Genomic DNA, 12,950 nt, shown 5'->3' on the forward strand with positions numbered 1-12,950 from the left:
GCAAGCCAGCCTGCACCGTGTTCAGGTGCGACCCATCCTGCCCACGGAGCGGGAACGCTGGAATACGCTGATGCAAACGTATCACTACCGGGGCTTTCGCACCTTGGCGGGCCGTAACCTGCGCTATGTGGCTACGCTCGATGGTCGCTGGGTAGCGTTACTGGGCTGGCATGCCGCCGCTTTTCAATGCCAGGCGCGGGATCGGTGGATCGGCTGGTCCTGGATCTTGCGCCGCCAGCGCTTGCATCTCATCGCCAACAATGCCCGTTTTCTGATCCTGCCCGGAGAATCCTTCCCGAATCTGGCGTCCCGTATTCTGGCGCTGAACCTGCACAGGCTCTCTGCGGACTGGCAATCCGTCTATGGGCATCCCATCGTGCTGGCTGAGACCTTTGTGGAATCCCCCCGTTTTACCGGTGCCTGCTACCGGGCCGCCAACTGGGTGGATGTCGGCGGAACCAAGGGCTTCGCCCGCCGTCCCGGTGGTGGCTATGTCCACCACGGCCAACCTAAACGTCTTCTGCTCTTTCCTCTCCATCCACAGGCGCGGGCCTGGTTGGCCCAGCCGCAGCCCCAACTCGAATGGACCCATACCCCCATGCAAACCGTGACGTTGAGCGACGCGCAAATGGAAGGCTTGCGCCAAATCTTTTTCCGCCTTCCCGATACCCGCAGCAAACTAGGCAAGCAGCATCCCCTCCCGGCCATCCTGACGGTGGCCGTGGCCGCTGTCCTGACGCGGGCCGAAAGTTATGCCGCCATCGCCGAGTGGGGCGGTCGCTTGACCCAGGCTCAATTGAAGCGCATCCGCGCCCGATTCGATCCCAAAACCAAGCGCTACCTCGCCCCCTCCGAACCGACCATCCGGCGCGTCTTGCAAGGGGCCGATGTGGAGGCGCTGGATGCGGCGATCGGCGCCTGGCTACTGGGTACGGCGGGCTTTGAAGCGGTGGCCGTCGATGGCAAAGTCCTCAAAGGGGCCGCACGCGCAGACGGCGCTCAGGTGCATCTGCTCAGCGCGTTCCTGCATGGACAGGGGGCCACCATCGCGCAAAAAGAAATCGCCCGGAAAACCAACGAAATTCCAGAACTGCGCAACCTGCTCCAGGACGTCAACATCGCGGGCAAGGTCGTCACCGCCGATGCCCTGCATACCCAGCGGGAGACCGCCCGCTTCCTCGTCGAAGACAAGAAAGCCGATTATCTCTTCACCGCCGTCAAAGGCAATCAACGAAAACTCCGCGACCGTCTGACGTGCCTCCCTTGGGGCGATTTTCCCCCTCAACGCTGAAACCACAGAGGTCGGGCATGGCCGCTTTGAATACCGCAAAATCATCGTCGCCACCCGGGCAACCGGCCTCCATTTTCCGCATGTCGGACAAGCTTTCCTGATCCAACGCTCCACCATCAACAGCAAAGAGGGCACGATTCGGGATGATTATGCCTTCGGACTCACCAGCCTGACCCCGGATCGTGCCACGCCCGAAAATCTGTTGGGCTTGGCCCGTGGTCACTGGGAAATTGAAAACCGGAACCATCATGTCCGCGATGTGACTTTCCACGAGGACCTCTCCCAAGTCCGTACCCAGAACGGTCCCCATATGATGGCGACCTTGCGCGAACTGGCCATGAGCATTATGCGTCTCACTGGCGTCAAGAATATCGCCAAAGCGTGCCGGGATTTCGCCGCCAGCGCGCACAAAACGCTCCGCCAACTCGGATACTGAGGCGCCACCACGGGGTTTACCTATCCGAGAATAGCTCCGGAGGGCGAGCTGCGTCCGTCAGCCACCCCATTCACGATTCTGCACCCAAAATCGCCTGAAAATGCCGCATTTCCACCAACTATAGCCCCTTCAAACCACCATTAAAATCAGTGGCGAAAACCTCTGCTACTATATCTGGCGAGCTTGACGGAGCCCTGCTTCCATCGGTGATGCTGTCATTACCACAGACACCCAGGCGCGAGTAACCGGTGCCAATGCTGTGGCAGAAAACTTGCTCGGTCAGAAAATCTCCCAAATACAAGGTCAGCCCTTAGACACAGTATTTCAGATAATCAATGAAACAACCCGGGAGGCGGTCCCTAATCCCGTTCACCGGGTGTTGGATGAAGGTCGGGTTATGGGACTGGCCAATCATACCACGTTGATCAGTGCCGACGGATCAGAATATGCCATTGAAGACTCGGCTGCGCCGATCCGTTCGCGGAGCGGGGAAATACTCGGGGTAGTTCTGGTTTTTCATGATGTGTCGCAACGTCGTCAACTGGCAGAACAACTCGCGCATCAAGCGGGCCATGATTATTTGACCCAATTACCCAATCGACTCCTCTTTCAACATGAGTTGGAAAATGTCTGTCAGTGTGATGACCGAAAACAGCGAAAATTTTATGTGGCTATCCTTGATCTGGATGGTTTTAAGCAAATCAATGATCTGTTTGGTCATAATAGTGGAGATTTGCTGCTGAAAGCCTTGGCGAAACGTATGAAAAGGCTTTTTGGTAAGGAGAATATCATTGCCCGTCTGGGTGGGGATGAATTTGGTTTGATTCTTTTTGCCCCGCTTGACAAACCCGTCATAGAATCCATGTTGGCTCAGGCTTTAAGAAAAATTACTGATCCGGTTGAAGTTTTAGGCAGCCTGGTCACGGTTTCAGCAACTGTTGGTTTATCGGCTTTTCCCGAAGATGCGCACAATCCCGGACAATTGATGCGTCTGGCTGATCTGGCGATGTATGCAGCCAAGGCGGCGGGCCGCAATACTTTTGCTTTTTATGACGAGGTTCTGGAAGCGCGTCAGCAAGCCATTGCTGAGGGGGTTCGCCTTGCCGAAGAAGCGCTGAAAGAAAGCGCCTTGGTGCTCTGGTATCAGCCCCTGGTGGCCTTGCACGGTCCGGTGCTCGGCGTGGAGGCCCTGTTACGCCTGGATAGGGGGGATGGTACGCTGTTGAGCCCAGATTCATTTTTCAGTGCGCTGGATCATCCGCTGCTGGCAGGAAAAATCGGGCGCTTTGTGCTGGATAGTGCCATCCATCAAGGGCTGCTTTGGCTGGAGCAGGGGATTCGGTTGCGAATTGGTATCAACATCAGTGCCCGGCATTTGCTGGATTCCAGCTTTATGCAGGATATGCATGCTGTTCTGGAAGGTTACCCCGATTTCCCCCGGGAGCTGATCGAACTCGAAGTGACGGAAAGTGCACCGATGCTGGATTTTCCTTCCGCTATCATGACCTTGCAGGCCATTAATGCGCTGGGTATTCACATCGCTCTGGATGATTTCGGGACGGGTAATGCCTCACTCACCTATTTGCAGAAATTGCCGGCGCAAACCATTAAAATTGATCAGAGTTTTGTGCGTGATATTCTGGTGGACGATAAGGATCTGGCCATTGTCACCGGCGTCACCTCTACCGCCCAGGCGCTGGGGATGGAAATTGTGGCGGAGGGTGTAGAGACGCTGGAGCATGCGCGCAAGCTGGAAAGGCTGGGTGTGAATCTGTTGCAAGGTTACGCCATTGCCAAGCCGATGCCGGCTGCAGCCATTCCTGATTGGGTCCGCAGCTACCAACCGCTTCTGGCGAACCAGTGAAATGGCGAATTATTGTCCGGGTGTCAGTTGCCAATGGGGCCAGATATCCTGGGCCTGGTGGTCGAGAATAGCGGCATAGATGACAGTGTTGGTGAGCACGCTCTGCACATAATGGCGGGTTTGCTGATAGGGGATGTTGGCGGTAAATATGGGGCCTGCCCAAGGGCCCTGGGTCGGTCCTGTCCAGCTTCTCAGCCAGCGTTTGGGAGCTCCGGGGCCGGCATTGTAGGCGGCGGCAGCCAGTAACTCCGAGCCACCAAAATTCTGTTGCTGCAGGCTGAGATAATTGGAGCCCAATACCAGATTCCCGCGAATGCTATGCAGATCTGCATTGGCCGCAGCGGGAATGTGGGCTTGCAGCCAGGCGGCTGTGGCCGGCATGACCTGCATCAACCCTTGTGCGCCAACATTCGAACGGATACCAAACGCAAAGCCGGATTCCTGACGAATCAAGCCCGCCAGAAAAGCCCGATGCAATCCGGTGCGCATGGCAGCGTCACTGATTTCCCCGACGTAGGGGAGCACATAACCTTGTTTCCAGTCACCGCCGTCTGGAATCAGGCTGCTCGCATGAATGCCGAGAAGCCATGCCTGCTGTTGGAAAGCCATGTGTGCCGCAGCCCTGATCTGGGATGGACCGGCAAGATTTTTCAGAACATGATCCCATGCGCTCAAGGCGTCATAATACAATCCCAGCTGATAGAGTTTGATGGCGGCCCGCTCCGAATCATTTTCCGGCAATGCTGCCAAGGCCACTGGCTCCAGCTCGGGTGATACCCGATCCAGGCGCAGGGATTGTCCCAGGGCGGCCATGGATAATTGTCCGTAATAAGTCCAGGGTGAAGCGAGGGTAGAAAATTCTGCCTTGGCCTGAGCGATCTGCCCCATTTTTTGGTGGGCTACTGCTTTCCAGAACTGCCACTGCCGATCCTGACGTTGTGCGTTATCCATGAGGGAGAGCGCCGTACTCACCATGGCCCAGCGCCCATCACGGATGGCGGTGCGGATCATCCAGGCCAGCACCTCAGGGCGCGGATGTAACTGCGGGTCTGTAGTATAAGCCTGTTGATACCATTGACCGGCACTAGGACGAAAAGATCGGGTCGCCTGAAAGGCAGCCTGGTAGAGAACCCGTGACTTTTGGCTGGAATCCAGGGCCTGAAGTTGGGTGACATATTGGACGGCCAGAGCAGGCTGACTGGCCGCCAGGCGCAACAAGGCCAATTCCAGCAGTCGGGTGGAGTTGGCCGGCCAGGATATATGGTCATATTGCTGGATTCTGGCCTGAATCCACTGGTCAGGATGATCGATGACGGCCGTGAGTTGGCCTCCGGCAAAGCCATTCAGGTAGGGAGCAAACTGGCGGGCAGCCGTAAAAGCCGTAGCGGTAAACATTTGTTGCAGGCGTTGCCAGAGCTGATCTTGAGTAATCAGACCTTGCTGTAGACTGTCACGAGCCATGGCATTACAGGAATGATCAGTGGCCGGAGCGCTGCGCCATAAAAAATAAGGTGAAACCACTGAGGTACTTTGCAAGGCCGGATCACGGAAGGCATCACAGCGCAACTGTATGAGGTCCGGTTTGTTTCCCGCCTGATAAACTGTCGTAAAGTCATTCCAGTCCTGGCGATGGGCCAATTGGATCAGCCATTGCCGGCGTAACAAATGATGCGCAACACCATCAGGAAACTGCGCAGAATATTGCTGATACTGCTCCTGGGTGAGTGTTTTGAGCCGAGGTTGCAGGGACCAGTATCCGACCCACGCCCCCATGTAGGTGTTTGCCAGTAACGGGAAAGCCGCTGCTGCAGGCTTGTAATCGCCCTGAGCGAAAGCCTGGGCGGCATTCTGCAACAAGGATTCCTGGCTTGCCGAAAGTGAAGAAGGATCGGCGACTGCAGTGCTGGATAGCACTAAAATACTGGCCGCCAGTAATGTGTGAGTGAAATAGTTTTTCACGATTGCTTTTTTATATGCAGCCAGCGACCCAGATGTTTTGCCAGGGAATGAGAGCGTTGCGGATGATCTTTGGCTAGCGGCCCCACATGCAGGTTCAGGGGTTCGCAGTGATCCTTACCATGACAGATGACGCCGTGGGAATCACAGTTTTCACCGGCCTTCTTTAAAATCTGCACCATTTTCGCCTCGACTTCGGCACCACAGCGACCATCATATTGGATCAGCACCAGATGTTTATCCGGGAGCACTTCCACATGCCCACCCATTTCTTCAAAAAACTTCAGTTCTGCCAGAGCAGAATCGGTAACCCCATGCAGGGCACCGCTGATAATGAAGCGATCGCGACGATGTTCTTCTTGCTGGTTCATGTCTTTTTCCTGATATTTATGAGGGATGGATCACTATGAACAATCCCGGAAATAATGTACCTGCTCCCATTATAGTGCCATCAGCGGGTCCTGTCAGAAAGCTTAGATATGTTCCTCAGCGGTTGTTTTCGGGCAAGGGTGCAAGCAACGAAGCCAGATCTTCCGGACCAAACTGCAACTTGTCCTTGCGCGCCTTGTCCAGTACGCCGGATGCCAGAATCGCTTTGCGTTCTTGCAGGGCCAGTATTTTTTCTTCGATACTGCCCGCTACGATCAGTTTGTAGACAAATACCCGGCGCTGCTGGCCAATGCGATGGGCGCGATCGGTGGCCTGGTTTTCGGCGGCCGGATTCCACCAGGGGTCGTAATGAATCACGGTATCGGCGGCCGTCAGATTCAGCCCTACACCTCCCGCCTTGAGGCTGATAAGGAACAGGGAAACCTCGCCGTGTTGAAAGCGATCAATAGGCGATTTGCGATCTCGGGTACTCCCGGTAAGTTGCACATACGGAATATGCATTTTATCCAGACGCCCACTGATCAGCGCCAGCATTTCGGTAAACTGGGAAAACAGCAGAATCTGTCGACCTTCGGCCAGGAGTTCGGGAATCATCTCCATGAGCAGGGTCAGTTTGGCGCTTTCCTGAACCTTGCGGGCCTTGTCACTTTTGAGCAGGCGGGGATCACAGCACACTTGTCGTAATTTAAGCATGGCATCGAGAATGACAATCTGACTGCGCTGGAAACCCTTGGCAGCAATTTCCTGGCGGATACGTTCGTCCATGGCACTGCGGACCGTTTCATAAAGATCGCGCTGGGTACCTTCAATATCCACCGAACGGATAATGATGGTTTTTTCGGGCAGTTCCTGGGCTACCTCTTCTTTCTTGCGGCGCAAAATAAAAGGACGGACGCGTTTGGCGAGTAGATCCAGGCGGTCAACGTCGCCATGACGTTCGATGGGGCCGCGCCAGATTTTCTGGAAGCTTGGCAAATCCCCCATGAATCCCGGCAGGAGAAAGTCAAACTGCGCCCAAAGTTCACCCAGGTGGTTTTCCAGGGGTGTGCCGGTCAGGGCCAGGCGGTGGTGAGTGGGTATTTCGCGGATAGCTTCAGCAGCCCGGCTTTGGGCGTTTTTGACCATTTGCGCTTCATCCAGAATCAACAGATGAAACTGCTGGGCTTTCAGCAGGTCAATATCCCGCCAGACCAGCGGATAGGTGGTCAGAATCAAATCATGATTGACCATTTCCTGGAAAAGTCCCAGACGTTCCTTGCCGTGCAGGGAAAGGACCCGCAATGCCGGGGCAAAGCGTTCAGCTTCTTCCCGCCAGTTATGAATCAGCGAGGTGGGCATGATGATGAGGGCCGGATTTTGCAGGCGTCCACTTTCTTTTTCCAGCAGGATATGGGCGAGAGTCTGAGCCGTTTTGCCGAGGCCCATGTCGTCAGCAAGAATGCCGCCCAGATCGTGTTCCCGTAAAAACTGCAGCCAGGCCAGACCTTCCTGTTGATAGGGCCGCAAAGGCAGAGCAAAACCCTGTGGTGCCTCGACGGGGGGGATTTCACCACTCTGGGGCAGGCGCTGGCTCAGGCGGCGGATAGCTTCCATGCCTTCACTGCGCCACTGATCCATATCCATGTGGGTCAGGCGGGTAACATCATAGGCGGAAACCCGTAAAGGACCGGCAGTGCCCAGACTGAAAAGATCAATCAGGGTGCCGACCAGGGGTTTGAGACGATGCGCCAGGGTTTGAATGGGTACGCCCGAGGGAGTGTGTAAGTGAATGCTTTCCGTATCCGGGATGCTGCTCAGGCCCCCGGGGCTGAGCCAGCGCCCGTCCCGGGCAAAGAGAGCACCGAGCAGGGGGGCCAGAGCCAGTCTTTCTCCTTCAACCACAATACCTACATCCAGGCCCAGCCAACCCGCTTCTTCTCCGTCAACCTGCATGTCCCAGGCGTCAATCTGCAAAAAGTGATGACGAAAACCTTCCGGCCAGCGTATTTCCCAGCCGTGCTCGCGCAGTATTTGCACCCCTTCCTGCATGAACTCGGTCCAGTCACCTTCGCTCGCCAGTCCGTACATGTTTTGCGGAAGTAAAGACAGACTATGAAAAAGACTGGCCTTGGCAGTTTTCATGCCGGTTTTGGCGAGGATTTTCAGAGCATTTTTTTCGCCTTCCCGATCCCGTTGAATCCGCACGGTTTCACCATTGTCCAGGGTCTGGATTTCACTGTCGTCATCCACGGCAATTTGGGCAGGGCCGTAAATAAAACTGGGTTGCCCATAATCAAAACGACAACTGGAGCTCCACAGGCTGGGGTACTGGCGATAGGACTGCATGCCCATCAACGCCAGGGTGTCACAGTACAGCTGGGGCTGGAGTGGTGCATGAATGACCGGAAGATCTTTGATGGGGTCTACAACCGGCGCCGGCAGATCCGGGGCCGTTTCTTCAAGCAGATTGCGGAGCAGGGCGGCCTCCTGGATATTGAGGGGAGGAGCCTGCAACAAGTCCTGCAGAACCGCCATCTTGATGGGCGTATCCACGGGGCCGATCTCCAGATTATCACTGTCCAGATACCAGGGGGTATCCAGGGCCAGCAGTACCTCGGCGGGCGGCTCGGTGATCAGTACCGGAAATTGCTCGCTGTCCTTGGAGCCGGTTGCTTTGCCCGTTTTCCAGATGAGCTTAGCGCTGCGGACGTCCCCCATCCGCAGTGGTGAAGAACCGGGTTTATTCATGAACAGACGTTCGCTGGCGGCTAACATGTTCAGTGCCGCGCTGCCATGACGGGGTCCCAGCATGAAGTGACCACTGCGACTGGCGTAAATGTCTTCGATGAGCAGGCGGCGGATGGCGGCCTGATCTGTTTCATCGAGAAAGCTGGGCGGACGCCGCAGCGCCGGCTCAAAGTTGCTCCACGGGGTGAGTTCATTGCAAACGCCCTGTTTAGTGAAGCGGGCTTTCAGACAATAGAGGATAGGGCCTTGCTGCAGATGTTGGCGTATTTCGAGAATCCAGTGCAGGCGATAGGTGGTACTCGGGATTTTGCGCGGTGGCGGATGCAGGTGCGAGCGCAAAGCGCCCAACCATTGCATGACATGGGGTCTGGGACCATCGACGGGTTGCGGTGTACCGCGTTCCTGCAGGTAGGCCAGCAAAACGGCCGCCACATGTTTACAGTGTCTGCCGACCGGGCAGGTACACAAGCTGATGAGGGGGCCCTGGCTGAGGTGAATGTCCACTCGATAGGGAACACGGGCACTACCCTGTACCTGGGCGCTGAGTTCCGTGGCGGTAAGTCTTTGCAGATGCTGGACTGCCTGGCGGTAGGGGAGGGCTTTGCGGATCTCTTGCTCGCCCAGCCAGTGCCTGACGGTATTTTGATCGTAAGTATCCAGGCTGGGAGCCACAGCAGGACCATGGCTCCAGTTCATCCAGTCATCATTATTTGCCATAATTTCGAGCGAAAAATTCTTGTGAAGGCGAAACTTTCATCATACACAGGCCTAACCCGTCTGGGGAGGGGTTCGTTATATCGTCACGGCCCTGAACTAGTTATCATGCGCATAAGTCGTGGAAATTGGTCGTGGAAAAAGGAGCAAAGTGAACATGGCAGCATTTGGCACCAGCGGGTTGCGGGGCTTGGTGAGCGATCTGACAGATCAGGTGGTTTACGTCCATGTGCGGGCCTTCCTGCGTTATCTCCGAGACATCGGCGAGTTTCGCCAAGGTGATCAGGTCGTTCTTGGCGGGGATCTGCGCCCCAGCACGCCTCGTATTCTCGCTGCCAGTTGGGCTGCAGTGCTGGTCGAGGGCGGGATGCCGCAATTCGCTGGCTACTTGCCCTCACCCGCTCTGGCTTATGCCGGTTTGTCGGCCGGTGTCCCGGCGCTGATGGTCACCGGTAGTCATATTCCTTTTGACCGCAATGGTATCAAGTTTAATCGCCCCCACGGCGAACTGATGAAAGCTGACGAAGCCGGTATTCTTGCCCAGGACATGGAGGTGGCACCGGGATTGTTTACGGAGGCGGGCGCCTTGTTGCAGGCGCCGCATTTACCGGAAGCAGATACCCGTTATCTGCAGGCTTATCAGCAGCGTTATCGGGATTTTTTTGGTAAGGGTAGCTTGTCTGGACTGCGTCTGGGTGTTTATCAGCACTCCGGGGTGGCCCGGGATCTTCTGGTGGACTTGCTTAAAGATCTGGGCGCTGAAGTGCTTCCTCTGGGACGCTCAGCGGACTTCGTGGCGTTGGATACGGAGGCCCTGCGCCCTGAAGATACGCTACTGGCCCGGCAAGCGGTGCTCGAACATCAACTGGATGCCTTGCTGACCACTGACGGAGATGCGGACCGCCCCATGATTGCCGATGCCAGCGGTCGCTGGTGGCGGGGGGATGTGCTGGGCGTGCTGACGGCCCAAGCCCTGGGTGCCCATAGTGTCGTCACGCCAGTCAGCAGCAACAGCGCTTTGGAACGTGCGCAACTATTTGCCCGGATTCGCCGCACCCGCATAGGTTCACCTTACGTAATTGCCGCCATGCAGGAGGCGCTGGTTGCCGGTGAAGCACCGGTGGTCGGTTATGAGGCCAACGGCGGGTTCCTGCTGGGTAGTCCCCTGCAGAGGCATGGTCATACCTTGCAGCCCCTACCGACCCGGGATGCGATTCTCCCCATGCTTACTGTGCTGACAGCGGCAAAGGAGCGCGGCGTGGCCCTTGCCGCGTTGCTGGAGACTCTACCGCCGCGTTTTACCGCCAGTGACCGTCTCCAGAATTTTCCGGGCACTCTCAGCCAGCAGCATCTGGATACCTTCAATGGCGACGATGAGAAGCACAATCGCTTGGTTTTTGATCAGTCTTTTGGCACAGTGTCCGGTCCTGCCCGGAGTATAGATCGCACCGATGGATTGCGGGTGACTCTGGAAAACGGCTCCATCATTCACCTGCGCCCCTCGGGAAATGCGCCGGAACTGCGCTGTTATACGGAAGCGGATTCTGCGGAGGAAGCCGAAAGAATGCTGCGTGCCGCCTTGCAGATTATGCAGGGCTGGCATGTTTAAGGTGTGGCCACGTTTTACCCGGACCGGATGGATATATGTAGGGACCGCGTTGCTTGTTATCGACTTGCTCTTGATGGTCGTTCGTTATCTGGGGGTAGTGTTCAAAACCAACGCCGTCGCCGTGCTGGCAGTACATCATGGTGTGAATGCCGAAGCCCAGAGTCTGTTGCATCTGGCCAATATTCTCAATATGGTGCGCTGGAAATGGATCGGCGGCATTTTCCTGCTGGCTGTTTTTTTGTTGGTTATCGGCTTTTCACGCCCTTTTTTCCGGCGTCACTGACGCTGATCTGGCTCAGCAGGTAGTCCTCGTAACTGCCCTTGAAATCTTCAATGCCCTGGGGCGTAAATTCGATGATGCGGGTAGCCAGAGAGGAGACAAACTCCCGGTCATGGCTGACAAATATCAGAGTGCCATCGAACTTTTCCAGAGCGTTGTTCAGGGATTCTATGGATTCCATATCCAGATGATTGGTTGGTTCATCCAGAATCAACACATTGGGTTTTTGCAGGGTGAGCTTGCCGAAGAGCATCCGCCCCTTTTCGCCGCCGGATAATACCTTGACCGAACGACCCACCTGATCCTGGCCGAAAAGCAGGCGACCGAGTACGCCACGAATCACCTGATCGTCATCTTTTTCGCTCCGCCATTGACACATCCAGTCGAAAAGAGTCATGTCCTCGTCAAATTCCGGTGCGTAATCCTGGGCAAAATAACCGATGTTGACATTTTCCGCCCATTTGATGACGCCGGCGTCGGGTTCCACTTCGCCCATCAGGCAACGTAACAAGGTGGTTTTCCCCAGGCCGTTAGCACCGATGATGGCCACGCGTTCACCAGCCTCAATATGCAGGCGCATTTTATGGAAAAGATGCAACTCGTCGAAAGATTTGGATAAATCCTTGGCATCCAGGGCGTAGCGATAGAGCTTGCGTTCCTGTTGGAAAACCAGATAGGGATTCTGTCGACTGGAAGGTTTGACTTCTTCCAGCTGAATTTTCTCCAACTGGCGGGCGCGGGAAGTGGCCTGTTTGGCCTTGGAGGCGTTGGCGGAAAAACGACTGACGAAACTTTGCAGCTCCGCCATTTTTTCTTTTTTCTTGTCGTTATCGGCCAGGAGTTGCTCCTTGACGAGGGTGGAGGCCCGCATGTATTCATCATAATTACCGGGATATATGCGTAATTCGCCATAATCCAGATCAGCCATGTGGGTGCAAACACTGTTCAGAAAATGTCGATCATGGGAAATGATGATGATGGTGCTGGGGATTGTCGCCAGCAATTCTTCCAGCCATTGAATGGTGTGAATGTCGAGGTTGTTGGTGGGCTCATCGAGTAGCAGAATATCAGGGTCCGCAAACAATGCCTGCGCCAGCAGCACCCGCAATTTCCAGCCCGGAGCCACGGCCGACATTAGGCCGTTGTGCTGTTCCAGAGGGATACCTACGCCAGTCAGCAGTTCACCGGCGCGTGCCTCCGCTGAATAACCGCCCAGTTCAGCAAAGTCACTTTCGATATGGGCGACCGCCATCCCATCTTCTTCATTCATCTCGGTCAGGGAATACAGGCGATCACGTTCCTGTTTGACTTTCCAGAATTCGGCGTGCCCCATCATCACCGTGTCGAGCACACTATAATCCTCAAAAGCAAACTGATCCTGACGCAGCTTGCCCAGGCGCTCGCCGCTACTCAGGCTGACATTCCCGGAGCTGGGCTCCAGATCGCCGCCGAGAATTTTCATGAGGGTGGTTTTACCGCTGCCGTTGGCACCTATCAGGCCATAGCGATTGCCGTCACCAAAATCCACGGACACATTTTCAAACAAAGGCTTGGAACCAAACTGCATAGTCAGTTGATGGGTGCTGAGCACGGCAAACTCCACAAAGCGGTCATGAATGGGCGGGATGATAACACTGAATGAATAGTCTGTTGCTACATTCAGCCTTGCCCAAGGACACATGC

General features: G+C 55.7%; 9 protein-coding genes. 5 read left to right on the forward strand and 4 right to left on the reverse strand.

What is annotated here, in order from left to right:
* The 3 genes from B1757_RS05925 to B1757_RS05935 form a co-directional block, all read left to right on the forward strand.
* Positions 1-1,291: ISAs1 family transposase (locus B1757_RS05925; RefSeq protein WP_101537243.1), on the forward strand; the 1,291-nt coding region annotated here is incomplete at its 5' end.
* A 43-nt stretch (positions 1,292-1,334) separates the two neighbouring features.
* Entirely contained in the window at positions 1,335-1,727 is a 393-nt protein-coding gene (locus tag B1757_RS16015; RefSeq protein WP_368233151.1) for a hypothetical protein, read from the forward strand.
* A gap of 202 nt (positions 1,728-1,929) precedes the next feature.
* A complete protein-coding gene (locus B1757_RS05935; RefSeq protein ID WP_301179156.1) occupies positions 1,930-3,591 on the forward strand; it encodes an EAL domain-containing protein in 1,662 nt (553 codons plus the stop codon).
* Between the two features lie 9 nt (positions 3,592-3,600).
* Here B1757_RS05935 and B1757_RS05940 read toward each other — a convergent pair whose 3' ends face one another.
* The 3 genes from B1757_RS05940 to B1757_RS05950 form a co-directional block, all read right to left on the reverse strand.
* Positions 3,601-5,550, reverse strand: coding sequence for a lytic transglycosylase domain-containing protein (locus B1757_RS05940; RefSeq protein WP_253253740.1), 1,950 nt, complete (start codon positions 5,548-5,550; stop codon positions 3,601-3,603).
* Entirely contained in the window at positions 5,547-5,918 is a 372-nt protein-coding gene (locus tag B1757_RS05945) for a hypothetical protein (RefSeq protein WP_101537445.1), read from the reverse strand. The genes B1757_RS05940 and B1757_RS05945 overlap by 4 nt, the downstream gene beginning before the upstream one ends.
* A gap of 115 nt (positions 5,919-6,033) precedes the next feature.
* Complete coding sequence (locus B1757_RS05950) at positions 6,034-9,360, reverse strand: DEAD/DEAH box helicase (protein ID WP_253253741.1); 3,327 nt, start codon at positions 9,358-9,360, stop codon at positions 6,034-6,036.
* Positions 9,361-9,535: 175 nt separating this feature from the next.
* Between B1757_RS05950 and B1757_RS05955 the strand changes: the two genes are divergently transcribed.
* Both B1757_RS05955 and B1757_RS05960 read left to right on the forward strand, forming a co-directional pair.
* Positions 9,536-10,987, forward strand: coding sequence for a phosphomannomutase (locus B1757_RS05955; protein WP_101537447.1), 1,452 nt, complete (start codon positions 9,536-9,538; stop codon positions 10,985-10,987).
* On the forward strand, positions 10,980-11,270 hold the full coding sequence (locus B1757_RS05960) for a hypothetical protein (protein ID WP_101537448.1): 291 nt from the start codon (positions 10,980-10,982) through the stop codon (positions 11,268-11,270). Before B1757_RS05955 ends, B1757_RS05960 begins: the two co-directional genes overlap by 8 nt.
* Here B1757_RS05960 and B1757_RS05965 read toward each other — a convergent pair.
* A complete protein-coding gene (locus tag B1757_RS05965; RefSeq protein WP_101537449.1) occupies positions 11,233-12,858 on the reverse strand; it encodes an ABC-F family ATPase in 1,626 nt (541 codons plus the stop codon). The two genes, B1757_RS05960 and B1757_RS05965, sit on opposite strands and share 38 nt — an antisense overlap.
* Positions 12,859-12,950 lie beyond the last annotated feature (92 nt).

The sequence above is a fragment of the Acidithiobacillus marinus genome (assembly GCF_002847505.1).
Taxonomy (GTDB): Bacteria; Pseudomonadota; Gammaproteobacteria; order Acidithiobacillales; family Acidithiobacillaceae; genus Acidithiobacillus; species Acidithiobacillus marinus.

Bases quoted from the DNA above. Each gene is read 5' to 3' on its own strand.
- B1757_RS05955 (WP_101537447.1), top strand. From the start codon at position 9,536: ATGGCAGCATTTGGCACCAGCGGGTTGCGGGGCTTGGTGAGCGATCTG.
- B1757_RS05950 (WP_253253741.1), bottom strand. From the start codon at position 9,360: ATGAACTGGAGCCATGGTCCTGCTGTGGCTCCCAGCCTGGATACTTAC.
- B1757_RS05960 (WP_101537448.1), top strand. From the start codon at position 10,980: ATGTTTAAGGTGTGGCCACGTTTTACCCGGACCGGATGGATATATGTA.
- B1757_RS05945 (WP_101537445.1), bottom strand. From the start codon at position 5,918: ATGAACCAGCAAGAAGAACATCGTCGCGATCGCTTCATTATCAGCGGT.